A 17,926-nucleotide genomic window follows, 5' to 3' on the forward strand; every position below is an offset into this window, starting at 1 on the left:
CTGGACCCTGCTGAAACCCGGCGGGCGGCTGGTTTATTGCACCTGCTCGCTGCTGCCCGACGAAGGCGAAGTGCAGATCGAAGAGGCTCTGCCGCAATATCCCGACATGCAGGTGGACCGCGCCGCGCTGCAGGTGCCCGGCGTTCAGCCCGACTGGCTGACCGATGAAGGCGGGTTGCGCCTGCGTCCCGATTATTGGCCCGATCTGGGCGGCATGGATGGGTTCTACATCGCCTGCCTGAACAAATCGGCCTGACCGGTCGCTTTTCGATGACTTGACGAACCGGCCCGGCTATCGTTGGTTCAAACGCCAGCAGAGCGGCAGGGGCAGAGCAACACACGTCATGTCGAATTCGGACACCATGGCCAACCGATGGGTGCGGTTTCAGAACCGTCTGTATGCGCGTCTCAGCCAGCGCCGCAAGCCCGTCAGCGGCTTTGCCGGTCAGCCCGAGCCGCGCACCGTCGGTTCATTTGCGCGCGGGCGGCAGCTGGTGGCCGGAAATCTCTTGTTTGCCGGTTTTCTGGTCGAGGCCCGCGATACCGGCCTGTGGGAGGTTCAAGCCCCCAACGCTGCGTTCGAGGATGAACGGCATGGATTTGCCTGGCTGGACGATCTGGCAGCAGTGGGTGATGCCGCGGCGCGGGAAAAGGCGCAACGCTGGGTCTGGGGTTGGATCGAGACCCACGGCAAGGGGCAGGGTCCGGGTTGGGCCCCGGACCTGACCGGACGCCGCCTGATCCGCTGGATCAATCACGCGCTGTTTCTGCTGCGCGGTATGGACGAGGCCCACAGCCGCCTGTTTTTCCGATCTCTGTCACAGCAGACATGGTTCCTGTCCAAACGCTGGCACGCGGCGACACCGGGATTGCCGCGCTTCGAGGCTTTGGCAGGCTTGGTTCAGGCAGGATTGGCGCTGGAGGGGATGGAAGACATCTCGGACCCGGCCGTTCGGGCCCTGGCGCGGGAATGCGAGGCCCAGATCGACACCCAAGGCGGCATTCCCACGCGGAATCCGGAGGAATTGCTTGAGGTTTTTACCCTGCTGGCCTGGACATCCGCTGCGCTCAGCGAAGTCGGGCGCGGCACGCCCGCCGCTCAGACGGCAGCAATCAAACGGATTGCTCCGACCCTGCGCAGCCTGCGTCATGCCGACGGCGGGCTGGCCCGGTTTCACGGCGGTGGCCGCGGCGTAGAAGGCCGGTTGGAACAGGCCCTTGCCCAAAGCGGGGTCAAACCCAAACCCGTCAAAGGTCTGACCATGGGCTATGCCCGTCTGGCCGCCGCCCGCACCACGGTGATCATCGACGCAGCACCCCCGGCCAAAGGGGCGGCCTCGTACATGGCGCACGCCTCGACACTGGCTTTCGAACTGACCTCGGGGAGGCGGCCATTGATCGTCAATTGCGGTTCGGGCGAAAGCTTCGGGTTGGAGTGGCGTCGGGCAGGGCGCGCCACGCCTTCGCATTCGACCCTTTGCCTGGATGGATACTCCAGCGCCCGGTTGGCTGCTCCGGCCAAGGGAACCGCGAACGAAGCAATGGTGGACGCCCCGAGCGAGGTGCCGGTGGAGTTCGAAGATTCGTTCGAAGGCGCGCGCGTGATGGCGGGCCATGATGGGTACGCCAAGGTGTTCGGGCTTACCCATGCCCGTACGATCGAGCTGCGCTTTGACGGGCGGGAGGTAACCGGTGAAGACATCCTTCTGACGGCCACCGACAAGGCAAAACGCCAATTTGATCGGGCGGTTGACGCATCCAAGCTGTCGGGGATCGGTTTTGATATCCGGTTTCACCTGCATCCGGACGTGGACGCCGCGCTGGATCTGGGGGGGTCTGCGGTTTCGATGGCGCTCAAAAGCGGCGAGATCTGGGTTTTTCGCCATGACGGCGCCGGAAAATTGTCTCTTGAGCCAAGCGTTTATCTGGAAAAAGGCCGTCTGAAGCCCCGCGCGACAAAACAGATCGTTCTATCCGGCCGCGCAATCGAGTATGCGACGCGCATCCGGTGGACGCTGAGCAAGGCGCAGGATACAGCCTATGCCGTGCGCGACGTGCACCGGGACGAGCCCGATTTCGACTGAGCCAAAAGGACCTTTGGACCCATGACCGACCTTCACCCCGTGCGCCGCGCGTTGCTTTCCGTTTCCGACAAGACCGGATTGATCGAACTGGGCAAGGCCCTGGCCGACCGCGGGGTCGAGCTGCTGTCGACCGGCGGCACCGCCAAGGCGCTGCGCGATGCGGGGCTTGCGGTCAAGGATGTCAGCGACGTTACAGGTTTCCCCGAGATGATGGATGGCCGGGTCAAGACGCTGCACCCTATGGTGCATGGTGGCCTGCTGGCGCTGCGCGACAATGACGCCCATGTGGCGGCGATGCAGGAGCATGGCATCGGCCCGATCGACCTACTGGTGGTCAACCTCTACCCGTTTGAGGAAACGGTGGCCAAGGGCGCAGGCTACGACGAATGCATCGAAAACATCGACATCGGCGGCCCGGCGATGATCCGCGCCGCGGCCAAGAACCACGCGTTCGTCAACGTGGTGGTCGATGTCGAAGACTACTCGGCCCTGCTGGATCAGCTTGAGGAAAACTACGGCAAGACGTCGCTGGGCTTCCGCCAGTGGCTGGCGCAGAAGGCCTATGCCCGCACCGGAGCCTATGACGCGGCAGTGTCCAGCTGGCTGGCCGACGCACTGCAGATCGACACCCCCAAGCGCCGCGTGTTCGCCGGTGAGCTGAAACAGCCCCTGCGCTATGGCGAGAACAGCCACCAGCAGGCGGCGTTCTATGTCGATGGCTCGGGCCGTTCCGGCGTCGCCACCGCCGTGCAGCATCAGGGCAAAGAGCTGAGCTACAACAACATCAACGATACCGACGCCGCCTTTGAATTGGTGGCCGAGTTCGACCCGCGCGACAGTGCCGCATGCGCCATCATCAAGCACGCGAACCCCTGCGGCGTGGCCAAGGGCGCGACGTTGCTCGAGGCATACAAGGCCGCTTTCGACTGCGACCGGACCTCGGCCTTTGGCGGGATCGTCGCGCTGAACCGGCCGCTGGACGCGGAAACCGCGCGCGAAATCACCGGCATCTTCACCGAGGTCGTGATCGCCCCCGGCGCCACCGACGAGGCCAAAGCGATCTTTGCCACCAAGAAGAACCTGCGCCTGCTGACCACCGAGGCGCTGCCCGACCCACGCGCGGGCGGGCTGGCCTTCCGCCAGGTGGCCGGCGGGCTGCTGGTGCAGGACAAGGACAACGGCCATGTCGAGATGGATGACCTGAAGGTCGTAACCAAGCTGGCCCCCACGCCCGAGCAGATGCGCGATCTGCTGTTTGCCTGGAAAGTGGCTAAGCACGTCAAGTCGAACGCCATCGTCTACGTCAAGAACGAGGCCACGGTGGGCGTCGGCGCCGGTCAGATGAGCCGGGTGGATTCGGCGCTGATCGCTGCCAAGAAGGCCGAGCGCATGGCCGAAAGCCTGGGCCTGCCCGAACCGCTGACCATCGGCTCGGCCGTAGCCTCGGACGCGTTCTTCCCCTTCCCCGACGGGCTGATGGAGGCTGCTGCCGCAGGTGCAACCTGCGTGATCCAGCCGGGCGGGTCGATGCGCGATGACGAGGTGATCGCCGCCGCCGACGAGGCGGGTCTGGCCATGGTGTTCACCGGCATGCGGCACTTCCGTCACTGATGCGGGTCCGGGTTCTGCTCTGGGCGGGGCTGGCCGCATTTGCGATCGACCAGCTCAGCAAATATCTGGTCGTCCACGTGTTGCGCGTGGCCGACCGGCCCGGCGGTATCGACGTGCTGCCGCCGCTGCTGACCTTTCGGTACGGCGAGAATCGCGGCATCAATTTCGGCCTGTTTCAAGGCAATTCCGAAGCCGCACGCTGGGCGCTGGTGGCCGTGTCGCTGGCCGTCTGCGCGGGCGTGGCGATCTGGCTGTGGCGCAGCGCGCAGCCCGTCCGCATGGTGATCTGCGGCGGTTTGCTGATCGGCGGAGCGCTGGGCAACGTGGTCGACCGGGTGCTGTACGGGTATGTTCTGGATTTCCTGAACATGTCCTGCTGCGGCATCAACAACCCCTATGTGTTCAACCTGGCCGACGTGTTCATCTTTGCCGGCGCGCTGGGGCTGATACTGCTGGATGGCAAAAAGCCCTCGTGACGCGCCGAATGTTATGCGATAAAAGCGCGTGAAACAGGCTGGAGACCAAGATGCGGATGCCGCGCGCAACCATTGCCCTGACACTCGCCGCCCTTGCCGCGGGATGTTCCGATATCGGCCTGCGCCATCTCGAAGCGCCCGGCTCGGGGCCTGACGAGTTTTCGGTGATGCCGGTCAAGCCGCTGACCCAGCCCAAGGATTATGCCTTTCTGCCCGCCCCCACACCGGGCGGCGAGAACCTGACCGATCCCAACCCCAAAGGTGACGCGGTGGCCGCGCTTGGCGGCAATGCGGCGGCGCTGAAGCCCGCGGGCGGCATCCCGTCGTCGGATGCGGCGCTGGTCACGGCTTCCAGCCGCTATGGCGTGGCGCCCGACACCCGGCAGGCGCTGGCCGCCGAGGACGAGGCCTTCCGCACGCGCCAGGCGCGCTGGACCCGTCTGCGCCTGTTCAAGGTTGACCGCTACTCGCAGGTCTACAAGCGCGAGTCGATCGACGCCGGGCAGCAGGCCGAAGCTTTCCGTCGACAGGGATATGAAACCCCGTCCTTCCCGCCGGATGAATAATCCTTAACTTTCCGTCATCGCTCTTGATCCCGCCCGGCACCACCGTAGTTTGAAAACCAACGACACAGACGGAGGATGCCCCATGGTTCGGGTCCTGGCGTTTTGCGCCGCACTGACAGCCGCAGCCCCGGTTCTGGCCGGAACCGGGCACGAGGCCGTGACCACCTTTACCTTGGATAACGGTATGGACGTGGTGGTGATCGAGGATCACCGCGCTCCGGTCGTGCAGCACATGGTCTGGTACCGGGCCGGATCGGCGGACGAGCCGGTGGGGTCATCCGGTGTGGCGCATTTCCTGGAACATCTTCTGTTCAAGGGTACCGACAGCATGGCCCCCGGCGAGCTGTCGGCCACCGTCGCGGCCAATGGCGGCAATGACAATGCCTTCACCTCGTATGACTATACGGCCTATTTCCAGCGCGTGGCCGCCGATCGGCTGGGCCTGATGATGAAGATGGAGGCCGACCGGATGCGCAACCTCAGGCTATCGCAGGAGGACATCGCAACCGAACGCGACGTGATCCTGGAAGAGCGCAACCAGCGCACCGAGAACAACCCCCGCGCCCTGTTCGGTGAACAGATGAGCGCGGCGCAGTACCTCAACCACCGCTACGGCGTTCCGGTGATCGGCTGGAAGCACGAGATGGAAGAACTGGACATGGAGGACGCGCTGTCCTTCTACCAGACTTATTACGCGCCCAACAACGCGATCCTGGTGGTGACCGGCGATGTGGACCCGGCCGAGGTCAGGACCCTTGCCGAGACTTATTACGGCGTGATCCCGGCCAACCCCGACCTGCCCGAGCGGGTCCGCTCGCAGGAGCCGCCTCAGACCGCCGAGCGGCGGCTGACCTTCAAGGATGCGCGGGTGTCGCAGCCTTATGTCCACCGCAGCTATTTGGCGCCCGAACGCGACGCCGGCGCGCAGGAGAAGGCCGCGGCGCTGTACTTGCTGGCCGAGCTGCTGGGCGGTAGCACCACATCCTACCTGAACGAAAAGCTGCAGCTCGAGCAGCAATTGGCGGTCTATGCCGGGGCGTTCTATCGCGGGGTGTCGCTGGATGACACGACCTTTGACCTGATCGTCGTGCCTGCGCAGGGCGTGTCGCTGCAACAGGCCGAAGAGGCGATGGATCAGGCGGTGGCCGATTTCATCGCCGAGGGCGTCAAGCAAGAGGATCTGGACCGGATCAAGCTGCAACTGCGTGCCGCGCAGATCTATGCCCGCGACAATGTCGACGGAATCGGCAACCGCTATGGCCGGGCGCTGACCAGCGGTCTGACGGTCGAGGACGTGCAGGCCTGGCCCGACATCCTGCAAGCCGTCACCGGCGACGACATCATCGCTGCCGCGCGCGACGTTCTGCGCCCCGAGGCTTCGGTCACCGGATGGCTGATGCGTGATGACGAGGTAACCCAATGATCCGTTTCCTTGCCCCCCTGATTGCCCTGCTGTTCGCGCTGCCCGCCTGGGCCGAAATCAAGATTCAAGAGGTCACCTCGCCTGGCGGCATCCGGGCCTGGCTGGTCGAGGATCACTCGATCCCCTTCACCGCGCTGGAACTGCGGTTCCGCGGGGGCACCTCGCTGGACGATCCCGAAAAGCGCGGCGCGGTCTACCTGATGAGTGGCCTGCTGGAGGAAGGCGCAGGCGACATGGATGCGCGCAGCTATGCGCGGGCGCTGGAGTCGCTGGCGGCCTCCTTCGGCTATGACGCGTCGGATGACAGCGTGGCGATCTCGGCCCAGTTCCTGACCGAAAATCGCGATCAGGCGGTGGACTTGCTGCGCACCACGATCCAGCAGCCGCGGTTCGATCAGGATGCGATCGACCGGGTGCGGGCGCAGGTGCTGTCGGGGTTGCGGTCCGACCAGACTGACCCGAACACCATCGCGGGGCAGACCTTTGCCCGGATGGCCTATGGCGATCACCCTTACGGCTCGGACGGGAAGGGCACGATCGAAAGCGTTTCGGCCCTGACCCGCGATGACATCGTGGCGGCCCACAAGGGCGTCTTTGCCAAGGACCGGCTGTATGTGGGCGCCGTGGGCGACATCACCCCCGACGAACTGGGCGCGCTGCTGGACCATCTGCTCGCCGATCTGCCCGAGACGGGCAAGCCGATCCCCGGAAAGGCGCAGGTGAACATCCCCGGCGGCGTCACGGTGGTCGAATTCGACACGCCGCAATCGGTGGCGCTGTTCGGTCAGAAGGGCATCGACCGCGACGACCCGGATTTCTTCGCGGCCTACATCCTGAACCACATCCTCGGCGGCGGCGGTTTCGAAAGCCGTCTGATGCAGGAAGTGCGCGAGAAGCGCGGCCTGACCTATGGCGTTGGGACCTATCTGGTGCCCAAGGATCTGGCCTCGGTCTATCTGGGGTCGGTGTCCTCGGCCAATGATCGGATCGCGCAGGCGATCACGGTGATCCGTGACGAATGGCGCCGCGCCGCGACCGAAGGCGTGACGCAGAAAGAGCTGGATGACGCCAAGACCTATCTGACCGGTGCCTATCCCCTGCGCTTCGACGGCAATGCCCGGATCGCGGGGATCATGGTGGGGATGCAGATGGAAGGCCTGCCGATCGACTACATCGCCACCCGCAACGACAAAGTGAACGCGGTGACGCTGGACGAGGTGAACCGCGTCGCGGCCGAGCTGCTGGACCCCGACGGGCTGCATTTCGTGGTGGTGGGCAAACCCGAGGGGCTCGAGACAACGAACTGAGGTGCGGGGCTGAGCGGTGCTCAGCCCTTGTTGCCGGCCATGTCGCGCAGCATCTGCCCCATCATCTGGCCGAACCGGCCCGAGCCGCGCTGATACAGCGCCCCGTCCACGGCCAGAACCGTCCCGCTGATATAGCTGGCCATGTCCGAAGCCAGAAACAGGCAGGCATTGGCCACGTCCTGCGGCGTGCCCCAGCGGCCCAGAGGCACGTCCTGAAGCAACTGCTTGCCCGCGTCGGGTGTGGGGGCCAGACGCTTGGCGCCCTCGGTGCCCTCGATGAAACCCGGCACCACCGAGTTCACCCGGATGCCTTCCACGCCCCATTCCATCGACAGGGTGCGGGTGATCTGATCGACCCCCGCCTTGGCCGCGCAGACATGGGCCTGGCCCTCGTAGGGCAGGTAGGATTGCGGGGCCGAGATGTTGATGATGTTGCCGCCGGGCCGTTTCAGATAGGGATAGGCGCCTTTCAGAACATGCACGGTGCCCATCAGGTCGATCTCGACCACGGTGCGGAAGGCGTTGACCGACATTTCCGCCATAAGCGCCGGGAAGTTGCCCGCCGCCCCGGAAACCAGAACGTCGAAATCACCGAGCGCCGCGTGGAACTGTTTCAGCCCCTCGGCGACCGCCTCAGCATCACGCACGTCAAAGGCCGCGCCGATCGCCTCGGCCGCGCCCGCCGTCTTCAGCGCGGCGATGGTGTCGTCCACCTTCTCCTGCGAGCGGCTGGCCACGGCCAGTTTCGCGCCCGAGGCCGCGAAGGCCTCGGCGATGCCCCGGTTGATACCGCTGGTGCCACCGATGACGATGACCGTCTTTCCTGCGAAGTCCATGCAGAGCCTCCCCCTGATGCGGGAGCCCTACTCGCCGTAGGGCACCCAGATGTTCTTGATCTCGGTCGCAGCCTGCAGGAAGCGGCGGGTGTGGTCCACGCTCCAGTCAAATGCCGTCGCGTTATTCACCCAGGTCCGCTTGAGGTTCCCGGCCGAGGCTTTCTCGATCTGTGCCGACAGGTTCGACGACGAGAAGGACCAGACCGCATCCACGTTCAGATGCGAGGCCAGCGGTTTGGCCAGTTCCTCGTGGCTACCGGTCAGGATGTTCACCACGCCGGCGGGCACGTCCGAGGTGTCCAGCACCTGATAGAAATCGGTGGCAGCCAGCGGATAGGGCTCGGACGCCACCAGAACCACCCGGTTGCCCATCGCGATCGCCGGGGCCATGGCCGAGACCAGACCCAGCAGCGGCGCCTCGTCAGCGCAAAGCGTGCCGATCACGCCAACCGGTTCCTTCATCGCAATCGCCACGCCGCGGATCGGAACGCCATGCACCTGGCCGTCATACTTGTCGGCCCAGGCGGCGGCGGTGAACAGGCGCTGGATCGCGGCGTCGACCTCTTTCGCACCGTCCTTGCGGCCGGTCATCGCGTCGATGCGATGCGCGAACTCCTCGGCGCGGGCCGAGAGGTTCTCGCCGATGTAATACAGGATCTGCGCCCGTAGATGGCCGGTGGTTTTCGACCAGCCCGCCGCCCCCGCCGCGGCCTCGACCGCGTTGCGCACGTCCTTGCGGTTGGCCAGACCTACATGGCCCAACAGCCCCGCCTTGCCCCAGACCGCGCGGGAATAGCCGCCATCGGGCCGCGCCTGCTTGCCGCCGACATACAGTTTGGCGGTGCGGTCGATCGGATCGACCGGGCCACCTTCGCCCACGATAGGTTCGATCTTGGCCAGCGGCTTGGTTTTGCCCTTGGGCTTGGTATAGGCGGCCAGCCCTTCCCAACCACCTTCACGGCCAAAGCCACTTTCGCGCACGCCGCCAAAGCCCGCGGCCGCGTCGAACAGGTTGGTGGCATTGACCCAGACCACGCCCGCGACCAGCTTGGGCGCGATGTCCAGCGCAAGGTTGACGTTCTCGGTCCAGACCGTTGCGGCCAGCCCGTAACGGGTGTTGTTGGCCAGTTCGACCGCCTCGGCCGGGGTGCGGAAGGTCGACGAGACCAGAACCGGGCCGAATATCTCCTCCTGCATCAGCGGGTCCGAGGTCTCGAGTCCGGTGATCAGCGTCGGCGGGTAGTAGCAGCCATTCGACGGCAACTCGCAGGCGGGTTGGTAAACCTGGCCCACCGCGTTGCCCTCGACCATCGACTTGATGGTCTGCAGCTGTACCGGGTCCACCACCGCGCCCACGTCGATGCATTTGTCCAGCGGGTTGCCGATGCGCAGCTTGTCCATGCGGGCGCGCAGCTTGTTGTAGAAGCGGTCGGCAATGCCCTCCTGCACCAGCAGGCGCGAGCCCGCGCAACAGACCTGGCCCTGGTTGAACCAGATCGCATCGACCAAACCTTCGATGGCTGAATCGATGTCGGCATCGTCAAAGACGATGTAGGGCGACTTGCCGCCCAGCTCGAGCGTCAGGGACTTGCCCGACCCGGCGGTGGCTTCGCGGATGCGGCGGCCCACTTCGGTCGAGCCGGTAAAGGCGATCTTGTCCACGTCCGAGGCCACGATCATCTCGCCCACCGTGCCGTCGCCGGTGACGATGTTGACCGCGCCCTTGGGCAGACCGGCCTGCATGCAGATATCAGCAAACAGCAGCGCCGTCAGCGAGGTGTATTCGGCCGGCTTCAGAACAACCGTGTTGCCCATGGCCAGCGCCGGGGCCACCTTCCACGCCAGCATCAGCAGCGGGAAGTTCCACGGAATGATCTGGCCGCAGACCCCCAGCGCCTGCGCGTCGGGCAGCTCGGCTTCCATCAGCTGGGCCATGCCTGCGTGATAGTAGAAATGCCGCCGTACCAGCGGAATGTCGATGTCGCGCGATTCCCGGATCGGCTTGCCGTTGTCCAGCGTCTCGAGCACTGCGAACAGGCGGGCGTGTTTCTGGATCAGCCGCGCGATGGCATAGAGGTAGCGGGCGCGGGCCGGGCCGCCCAGCTTTTCCCATTTGGGTTGCGCCTTTCGCGCGGCGGCCACGGCGGCGTCCACATCGGCCCGGGTGGCTTGGGCTAGGGTCGCCAGAACCTCGCCCGTGGCCGGGTTGCGGCTTTCAAACCCTTGGCCGGGCTTGGTGAAGGCGCCGTCGATGAAATGGCCGAACTTGTCGCCCTGATCGACCAGCCATGCCAGGGCTTCGGCGGCACTTTCCGGGGCGGGTCCGTATTCCATGGTCTCGAAAATCTCTTTGACTGTCATTGTTCCTGTCCTCAGCCCATCGGGTGCCGGTAACCGGCCGAGTATGCCCCGGTGACGAAATGTTCCAACTGCCGCTCGATATCGCCCAGCAGGGACGATGCGCCAAAGCGGAACAGGTCGGGTTGCAGCCAGCGGTCGCCCAGCTCGTCCTTGATCAGCGACAGGTAGACCAGCGCGTCCTTGGCCTTGGAAATCCCGCCTGCGGGCTTGTAACCCACGCGATGGCCGGTGCGGTCGTAATAGTCACGGATCGCGCGGATCATCACTAGCGACACGGGCAGGGTGGCGTTGACGCTTTCCTTGCCGGTCGAGGTCTTGATGAAATCTGCCCCCGCCATCATGCAGACCAGCGAGGCGCGCGCCACGTTGCGCAGGCTGCCCAGCTCGCCGGTGGCGAGGATCGCTTTGACATGCGCCTCGCCGCAGGCTGCGCGGAACGCCTTCATCTCGTCATACAGCGCCTGCCAGTCGCCCTGCAGCACATGGCGGCGCGAGATCACGATGTCGATCTCCTCGGCCCCGGCCTTCACGCTTTCCTCGATCTCGGCCACGCGCAGGTGAAAGGGCGACAGACCCGCCGGAAAGCCGGTGGACACGGCCGCGACCGGAATGCCGGTGCCTGTCAGCGCATCCACCGCCGTTTCAATCATGTCGTGATAGACACAGACCGCGCCGGTGGTGATCGGCGGCATGTCCAGCGCCCTCAGCAGGGCGGGTGACACGGGCTGGCGGGCCTTGGCGCATAGGCGGCGAACGCGGCCCTCGGTGTCATCGCCCGAAAGGGTGGTCAGGTCGATCATGGTGATCGCCTTCAGCAGCCAGGCGGCTTGGTATTCTTTCTTGACCGACCGGCGCCCAGGCAGGGTCGCGGCGCGGCGCTCGATGGCCGAGGTGTTGGCCTGCACGGCGCGTACCCAGTCCAGGTCCAGTTCCATGCCGGGGTTTCGGGGCTCGGTCACTTGCGGCAGATGCGCGGTGCGCACGGGGCTTTCTGAGCTCTGCGTATCCATTGTCACGTCCTTTGGGAGGTTTGCGCCAAAATCGCACGGCAGGCCGGCGAAGGAAAGGTGTCGCGTGCTGCGGGCATCAGGTTTTTGACCAAATGGACAAAATAGGCGTTTTCTTGCGAGTAATTCGCAATTGCATTGACTTAGTTGCGAATGGTTCTCATATTTGGGGTCAACATGAACCCAACCCGAGGTCAAAAATGATTCGCCGTCAGTTTCTTGCCGCGCTTGCCGTTGCTGCCACGCTTCCGGTTGCCGGATTGGCCGGGGCGCCGCTGAAGGTGGTGGCCACGACCGGCATGATCGCCGACGCGGTGCGTCAGATCGGGGGCGACCAGGTCGAGGTGAAATCGTTGATGGGCCCCGGCGTGGACCCCCATGCCTATCGTCAGACCCGCAGCGACATCGTCGCCATGACCCGCGCCGACCTGGTTCTGTGGCATGGCCTGTATCTCGAGGCGCAGATGGAAGATTTCTTTCACGATCTCGGCCGCAAGCGCCCGGTGGTGGCCGTGGCAGAGGGGGTCGACAAGTCGAAACTGCGCGCTCATGACGATTATGCCGACAAGTACGACCCGCATCTGTGGATGAGCCCGGTCCTGTGGCGCGACGTCGTGATCGAGGTGCAGCAGGCCCTGACCGAGGCGCGCCCCGAGGCTGCCGACCTGTTCGCCGCGAACACCCAGGCGTTTCTGGACCGGATCGACCGCCTGCATGCCTATGGCCAACAGGTTCTGGCGCAGATCCCCGCGGACAAGCGGGTGCTGGTCACCGCCCATGACGCCTTTGGCTATTTCGGTGCGGAATACGGGTTCGAGGTGACCGGCATTCAGGGCATCTCCACTCAGTCCGAGGCCGGGCTCAACCGGATCGGAGAACTGGTCGACATGCTGGTCGAACGGCAGGTGTCGGCGGTGTTCGTCGAAAGCTCGGTGTCCGACCGGTCGGTTCGGGCGCTGATCGAGGGGGCGGCGGCCAAGGGGCACACCGTTGCCGTGGGCGGCGAGCTGTTCTCGGACGCGATGGGCGCGCCGGGCACCTACGAGGGCACCTATGTCGGCATGCTCGATCACAACTTCACCGTCATCGCCCGCGGGCTGGGCGCCGATGTGCCCGCGCGCGGCATGGACGGCAAGCTGGCGGCGGGGTCCTGACATGGTTGAGCTTGCCGCGAAACAGGGCACCCGCCCGACCGATCCGTCGGTTCAGGCCAGCCCGCTGGCCATTCGCGGGCTGACCGTGTCCTACAACCAGAAACCGGCCGTGTTTTCCGTGGACATCACCGTTCAACCGGGGTCGATGACCGCGATCATCGGCCCGAATGGCGCGGGCAAGTCCACCCTGCTGAAGGCCGCGCTGGGCATCGTCCGGCCGGTATCCGGGCAGGTCACCGTCTTTGGCAGGCCGCTTGAGAAACAGCGCGCCCGCATCGCCTATGTGCCGCAGCGCGCCAGCGTCGATTGGGATTTCCCCACCCGCGTGATCGACGTGGTCCTGATGGGCATGTCGCGCGAGCTGGGTCTGCTGGGCCGGGTGCGCATGCGGCACATGGCCCGCGCGATGGACTGTCTGCATCGGGTTGGGATGCATGAATTCGCCGACCGGCAAATCGGCCAGTTGTCGGGCGGTCAGCAGCAGCGTGTCTTTCTGGCGCGCGCGCTGGCGCAGGAGGCCGACCTGTACCTGCTGGACGAACCCTTTGCCGGCGTCGATGCCGCCACCGAAAAGGCCATCATCAGCGTTCTGAAGGGGTTGAAACAGGCCGGCAAGACGGTTGTCGCCGTGCATCATGATCTGGCCACCGTCACCGATTATTTCGACCATGTGTTCTTGATCAACACGCGCAAGATCGCCGAAGGCCCCGTGGCCGAGGCCTTTACCGCCGAGACCCTGCAGGCGACCTATGGCGGGCGTCTGGCCACGGCGCAGATCGACCAGATCGCCGGGGCGCTGGGCTAGGCCATGCTGTGGGACGCGCTGACCCTGCAGCTGGGGTACAACGCCACTTTGGTCGCCATCGGGGCGACGCTTCTGGGGTTTGCCGCCGGGGTGACCGGTACCTTCCTGTTTCTGCGCAAACGGGCGCTGGTCAGCGATGCGATCAGCCATGCGACCTTGCCGGGCGTCTGCATCGCCTTCATGGTCATGGTGGCGCTGGGCGGCGAGGGGCGCAACCTGCCCGGCCTGCTGGCGGGCTCGGCGCTGTCGGCTTGGGTGGGGCTGTTGTGCATCAACGGCCTGACCCGGCGCACCCGGTTGGCCGAGGATGCGGCGATCGGGGCCGTTCTGTCGGTGTTCTTCGGGTTCGGCGTAGTGCTGCTGACGGTGATCCAGACGATGGGCGTTGGCCGTCAGGCGGGGCTTGAGGGGTTCCTGCTGGGCTCGACCGCGGGGATGCTGTTTGCCGACGCGCTGATCATCGCGGTGGGCGGGGCGGCGACCGTGCTGCTGGTCATGATCCTGCGTCGCCCGATGCTGATGGTGGCCTTCGACGCCGAATACGCAGCAGCCGCGGGGGTGCCGGTGCATCGCGTTGACCTGGCGATGATGGGCCTGGTGATGGCGGTCACGGTGATCGGCTTGAAGATCGTCGGCCTGATCCTGGTCGTGGCCCTTCTGATCATCCCGCCGGTTACGGCGCGGTTCTGGTCGGACCGGGCGGATCGGGTGGTGCTGCTGTCGGGGCTCGCCGGGGGGCTGGCGGGGTATCTGGGCGCGGCCGTATCCGCCTCGGCCCCGAACCTTCCGACCGGCCCGATCATCGTGCTGATCAGCTTTGCGCTTTTTGCGCTATCGCTGTTGCTGGCGCCGGTGCGCGGCGTCTTGGCCGCGGTGCTGCGTCACCGGCGGTTTCAGCGCCGCGTCCATATCCGGCAGGGCCTTTTGGCTTTGGCGCAGGGGCAGGAAGTCTATGAACCCTATACCCGGCGTCTGTTGCGCCGGTCCGGGCTGATGCGGGCCGACGGCGTGGCCACCGATGCGGGTCGGGCGCGGGCGGCCAAGGCGTTGCGCGACGAAAGGCGCTGGAGCCTTGTGCGCGCGGATCAGACGCACGAAGCCGCAGCGGCGCAATATGACGGCCTGCGCGAAATCGAAACCGTCCTGACCCGCGATCAGATCGACGAGATCGACCGCCGGATCGGCCCACCGCATGAGGTGCGCACATGAGCGGTGAAGAATTCGTTTCGCTGTCCTTGACGCCACTGCTGATCGGCATCTGCGCGGCGGTGGCCTGTGCGCTGCCGGGCAATTTCCTGCTGCTGCGCCGGCAGGCCCTGATCGGCGATGCGATCAGCCATGTGGTGCTGCCGGGCATCGTGGTGGCATTTCTGCTGACCGGGGTGATCTCGACCTGGCCGATGATGCTGGGCGCGGCAGGCGCGGCCGCGGTGGCGGTGATCCTGATCGAGGCCATCCGGCGGCTGGGCCGGATCGAGCCGGGCGCGGCGATGGGCGTGGTGTTCACCACCATGTTCGCCGCCGGGGTGTTGCTGCTGGAACAGACCGACACCTCGAGCGTGCATCTGGACGTGGAACACGCGCTGTATGGCAACCTCGAAAGCCTGATCTGGCTGGACGCGACGGGCTGGGCCTCGGTTCTGGATCCGGTGGCGCTGGCCGGATTGCCACCGGAACTGCCGCGGATCGCGGTCACGCTGCTGGCCGTCAGCCTGTTCATCCGACTGTTCTGGCGGCCGCTCAAGATTTCGACCTTCGACGAAGGGTTCGCCCGCACGATCGGCATCCGCACCGGCGCGCTCGGCCTTGCGTTGGTGCTGGTCGCGGCGATCTCAGCGGTGGCTGCGTTCGACGCGGTGGGCTCGATCATCGTGATCGCGATGTTCATTTGCCCGCCTGCCGCTGCCCGGATGATGACCAACCGGCTCGAGGCCCAGATCGGCTGGAGCGTCCTGTTCGCGGTGCTGTCGGCCGTGATCGGCTATGTTCTGGCGGGCTATGGGCCGCTGTGGCTGGGCTGGGCCGATGCGGTCAGTGCCGCCGGCATGATCGCCACGGTCTCGGGCGTCATCCTGGCCCTGGCCGCTGCTTTCGGGCCATGCCGCGGGCGGGCGGGGGTGCCGGGCACCAGTTGATTCCGCAGGTTTTCGCCGCCGGGACCCGCACTGCTTCGGCCAAACTTCGCCGAGACCGGGCGGGGCGGAAATCAGGACGCGCTTTGAGCGGCACATCGTGCTACATCCCCAGCCATTGCAAAATGCACGACCACCACTCACCTCGGGTCGTTCGGGCAGTCGCGATGATACAGGCAACCTGTCGAGCTTGCCGGTTTCGATGGCCCGGACGATCCGACCCCCCTCTCCTGAACCTGTCCAAACCTGTGGCAGAATCGCGTGCGCTTGTGCTAGGTCTAGCGGTATGGCGCAGGCAAACCCCAATATCAGCGAAAATCGCCCCGTGATCCGGCAACTCGACGAAGCCGCGATCAACCGCATCGCCGCCGGTGAAGTGGTCGAACGCCCGGCCTCGGCCGTCAAGGAACTGGTGGAAAACGCGATCGACGCCGGAGCGACCCGGATCGGCATCGACATCGCCGATGGCGGCAAGACCTTGATTCGCGTCACCGACGACGGGTGCGGCATCGCGCCCGAGGATCTGCCGCTGGCCCTGTCGCGCCACGCGACCTCCAAGATCGACGGGTCGGACCTGCTCAACATCCACACCTTCGGGTTCCGGGGCGAGGCGCTGCCCTCGCTGGGGGCGGTGGGGCGTCTGACCATCACCAGCCGCGCGCCGGGGGCCGAGGCGGCCCAGATCCGCGTGGCCGGTGGCAAGATGGAAAGCGTCAAGCCTGCCGCCCTGCGCGCGGGCACCGTAGTCGAGCTGCGCGACCTGTTCTATGCCACGCCCGCGCGGCTGAAATTCATGCGCACCGACCGGGCCGAAGCGCAGGCGATCTCGGACACGGTCAAGCGGCTGGCCATGGCGGAACCCTCCATCACCTTCACCCTGCGCGATGTCTCGGGCGGGGGCGAGGGGCGCGTGGTGTTCCGCGCCGACCGCGAGAACGGAGACCTGTTCGACGCGCTGCACGCCCGGCTGGCCCGCATTCTGGGGCGCGAGTTTGCCGAGAATGCCTTGCAGATAGACGCCACCCGCGAGGGGATCCGGCTGTACGGATATGCCGCCCTGCCGACCTATTCGCGCGGGGCCGCAGTGGCGCAGTTCCTGTTCGTCAACGGCCGACCGGTGCGCGACAAGATGCTGACCGGGGCGCTGCGGGCGGCCTATTTCGATTTCCTCAGCCGCGACCGGCACCCGGCGGCGGCCCTGTTCATCGACTGCGAGCCCACGCTGGTTGACGTGAACGTGCACCCCGCGAAATCCGAGGTGCGCTTCCGCGATCCCGGTGTGGCGCGCGGGCTGATCGTCTCGAGCCTGCGGCACGCGCTGGCCGAGGCGAGGCACCGCGCCTCGACCACCGTGGCCAATGCGACGCTTGGCGCGATGCGGCCGGAACCGGCCCCGGCGGCGCCCGCGCGGGTCTATCAGATGGACCGGCCGTCGCCTGCGGCGCGGTCGGTGGCCTATCAGGCGCAGGCGCCCGGATTTGCCGATCTGGCCAAAGCCTACAGCGGTAGCGTGGTCGAGCCCGTGGCCGAACCCGCCTCTGCACAGCCCGACCAGACGCCACCCGAACATCTGCCCCTGGGGGCCGCGCGCGGGCAGGTGCATGAAAACTACATCATCGCCCAGACCGCCGACGGTATGGTGATCGTGGACCAACACGCCGCGCATGAACGGCTGGTCTATGAGAAACTGAAGAAACAGATGGCTGAGAACGGCGTGGCCGCGCAGGCGCTGCTGATCCCCGAGATCGTCGAACTTTCCGAGGGCGACTGCGCCCGCCTGCTCGCGGTGGCCGATGACCTGTCGCGCCTGGGCCTGACCATCGAACCCTTCGGCGGCGGCGCGGTGGCGGTGCGCGAGACCCCGGCCATTCTGGGCGAGGTCAACGCGCGGGCGATGATCCTGGATATTCTGGACGAGTTGGCCGATCAGGGCGAAAGCCAGACGGTGCAGGCGCGGATCGAGGCGATCCTCAGCCGCGTGGCCTGCCATGGCTCGGTCCGTTCGGGCCGCCGGATGCGCGCCGAAGAGATGAACGCCCTGTTGCGCGAGATGGAGGCCACGCCCCATTCGGGTCAGTGCAACCACGGGCGACCGACTTACGTGGAACTGAAGCTGGGCGATATCGAACGGTTGTTCGGCCGCAGTTGATCCGGCCGCCGGTCG

At 65.9% G+C, this 17,926-nt stretch carries 14 protein-coding genes and 1 pseudogene; 12 read left to right on the forward strand and 3 right to left on the reverse strand.

From position 1 onward, the window contains the following. The 7 genes and pseudogenes from AC2FM3_RS08470 to AC2FM3_RS08500 all read left to right on the forward strand — a co-directional run. Positions 1-256 (forward strand): annotated as a pseudogene (locus AC2FM3_RS08470) (16S rRNA methyltransferase); the annotation flags it as partial. Positions 257-344: 88 nt separating this feature from the next. After that, positions 345-2,084, forward strand: coding sequence for a heparinase II/III family protein (locus tag AC2FM3_RS08475; protein ID WP_496680589.1), 1,740 nt, complete (start codon positions 345-347; stop codon positions 2,082-2,084). A 21-nt stretch (positions 2,085-2,105) separates the two neighbouring features. Then, a complete protein-coding gene (purH, locus tag AC2FM3_RS08480) occupies positions 2,106-3,695 on the forward strand; it encodes a bifunctional phosphoribosylaminoimidazolecarboxamide formyltransferase/IMP cyclohydrolase (protein ID WP_496680590.1) in 1,590 nt (529 codons plus the stop codon). After that, positions 3,695-4,171, forward strand: a complete 477-nt coding sequence (lspA, locus tag AC2FM3_RS08485; protein WP_490360251.1) for a signal peptidase II — start codon at positions 3,695-3,697, stop codon at positions 4,169-4,171. Before purH ends, lspA begins: the two co-directional genes overlap by 1 nt. 50 nt (positions 4,172-4,221) lie before the next feature. Further along, entirely contained in the window at positions 4,222-4,737 is a 516-nt protein-coding gene (locus AC2FM3_RS08490) for a DUF3035 domain-containing protein (protein ID WP_496680591.1), read from the forward strand. Between the two features lie 82 nt (positions 4,738-4,819). Further along, positions 4,820-6,160, forward strand: coding sequence for a M16 family metallopeptidase (locus tag AC2FM3_RS08495; RefSeq protein WP_496680595.1), 1,341 nt, complete (start codon positions 4,820-4,822; stop codon positions 6,158-6,160). Then, entirely contained in the window at positions 6,157-7,467 is a 1,311-nt protein-coding gene (locus AC2FM3_RS08500; RefSeq protein WP_496680597.1) for a M16 family metallopeptidase, read from the forward strand. The genes AC2FM3_RS08495 and AC2FM3_RS08500 overlap by 4 nt, the downstream gene beginning before the upstream one ends. Positions 7,468-7,487: 20 nt before the next feature. Here AC2FM3_RS08500 and AC2FM3_RS08505 read toward each other — a convergent pair whose 3' ends face one another. The 3 genes from AC2FM3_RS08505 to deoC are packed head-to-tail and all read right to left on the reverse strand — an operon-like array spanning position 7,488 to position 11,674. Next, positions 7,488-8,303: an SDR family oxidoreductase gene (locus tag AC2FM3_RS08505; RefSeq protein ID WP_496680600.1), complete on the reverse strand. Its 816-nt coding sequence runs from the start codon at positions 8,301-8,303 to the stop codon at positions 7,488-7,490. 27 nt (positions 8,304-8,330) lie between these two features. Beyond that, a complete protein-coding gene (locus tag AC2FM3_RS08510; RefSeq protein ID WP_496680602.1) occupies positions 8,331-10,664 on the reverse strand; it encodes an aldehyde dehydrogenase family protein in 2,334 nt (777 codons plus the stop codon). Positions 10,665-10,675: 11 nt separating this feature from the next. Continuing rightward, on the reverse strand, positions 10,676-11,674 hold the full coding sequence (deoC, locus tag AC2FM3_RS08515) for a deoxyribose-phosphate aldolase (protein ID WP_496680605.1): 999 nt from the start codon (positions 11,672-11,674) through the stop codon (positions 10,676-10,678). A 197-nt stretch (positions 11,675-11,871) separates the two neighbouring features. Here deoC and AC2FM3_RS08520 point away from each other — a divergent pair, with 197 nt between their 5' ends. From AC2FM3_RS08520 to mutL, 5 genes are all read left to right on the forward strand, one after another. Further along, positions 11,872-12,825 (forward strand): metal ABC transporter solute-binding protein, Zn/Mn family, encoded by a 954-nt coding sequence (locus AC2FM3_RS08520; RefSeq protein ID WP_496680607.1) that lies wholly within the window; start codon positions 11,872-11,874, stop codon positions 12,823-12,825. Between the two features lies 1 nt (position 12,826). After that, positions 12,827-13,630, forward strand: a complete 804-nt coding sequence (locus AC2FM3_RS08525; RefSeq protein ID WP_496680610.1) for a metal ABC transporter ATP-binding protein — start codon at positions 12,827-12,829, stop codon at positions 13,628-13,630. Positions 13,631-13,633: 3 nt separating this feature from the next. Further along, positions 13,634-14,839 (forward strand): metal ABC transporter permease, encoded by a 1,206-nt coding sequence (locus AC2FM3_RS08530; protein WP_496680612.1) that lies wholly within the window; start codon positions 13,634-13,636, stop codon positions 14,837-14,839. Then, on the forward strand, positions 14,836-15,765 hold the full coding sequence (locus tag AC2FM3_RS08535) for a metal ABC transporter permease (protein WP_496680614.1): 930 nt from the start codon (positions 14,836-14,838) through the stop codon (positions 15,763-15,765). Before AC2FM3_RS08530 ends, AC2FM3_RS08535 begins: the two co-directional genes overlap by 4 nt. A 283-nt stretch (positions 15,766-16,048) precedes the next feature. Then, a complete protein-coding gene (gene mutL / locus AC2FM3_RS08540) occupies positions 16,049-17,911 on the forward strand; it encodes a DNA mismatch repair endonuclease MutL (protein ID WP_496680617.1) in 1,863 nt (620 codons plus the stop codon). Positions 17,912-17,926: the final 15 nt, after the last annotated feature.

The sequence above is a fragment of the Ruegeria sp. BHSB172 genome (assembly GCF_059613165.1).

Bases quoted from the DNA above. Each gene is read 5' to 3' on its own strand.
- AC2FM3_RS08475 (WP_496680589.1), top strand. From the start codon at position 345: ATGTCGAATTCGGACACCATGGCCAACCGATGGGTGCGGTTTCAGAAC.
- AC2FM3_RS08510 (WP_496680602.1), bottom strand. From the start codon at position 10,664: ATGACAGTCAAAGAGATTTTCGAGACCATGGAATACGGACCCGCCCCG.
- deoC (WP_496680605.1), bottom strand. From the start codon at position 11,674: ATGGATACGCAGAGCTCAGAAAGCCCCGTGCGCACCGCGCATCTGCCG.
- AC2FM3_RS08530 (WP_496680612.1), top strand. From the start codon at position 13,634: ATGCTGTGGGACGCGCTGACCCTGCAGCTGGGGTACAACGCCACTTTG.
- AC2FM3_RS08505 (WP_496680600.1), bottom strand. From the start codon at position 8,303: ATGGACTTCGCAGGAAAGACGGTCATCGTCATCGGTGGCACCAGCGGT.
- mutL (WP_496680617.1), top strand. From the start codon at position 16,049: ATGGCGCAGGCAAACCCCAATATCAGCGAAAATCGCCCCGTGATCCGG.
- purH (WP_496680590.1), top strand. From the start codon at position 2,106: ATGACCGACCTTCACCCCGTGCGCCGCGCGTTGCTTTCCGTTTCCGAC.
- AC2FM3_RS08500 (WP_496680597.1), top strand. From the start codon at position 6,157: ATGATCCGTTTCCTTGCCCCCCTGATTGCCCTGCTGTTCGCGCTGCCC.
- AC2FM3_RS08520 (WP_496680607.1), top strand. From the start codon at position 11,872: ATGATTCGCCGTCAGTTTCTTGCCGCGCTTGCCGTTGCTGCCACGCTT.
- AC2FM3_RS08490 (WP_496680591.1), top strand. From the start codon at position 4,222: ATGCGGATGCCGCGCGCAACCATTGCCCTGACACTCGCCGCCCTTGCC.
- lspA (WP_490360251.1), top strand. From the start codon at position 3,695: ATGCGGGTCCGGGTTCTGCTCTGGGCGGGGCTGGCCGCATTTGCGATC.
- AC2FM3_RS08495 (WP_496680595.1), top strand. From the start codon at position 4,820: ATGGTTCGGGTCCTGGCGTTTTGCGCCGCACTGACAGCCGCAGCCCCG.
- AC2FM3_RS08525 (WP_496680610.1), top strand. From the start codon at position 12,827: ATGGTTGAGCTTGCCGCGAAACAGGGCACCCGCCCGACCGATCCGTCG.
- AC2FM3_RS08535 (WP_496680614.1), top strand. From the start codon at position 14,836: ATGAGCGGTGAAGAATTCGTTTCGCTGTCCTTGACGCCACTGCTGATC.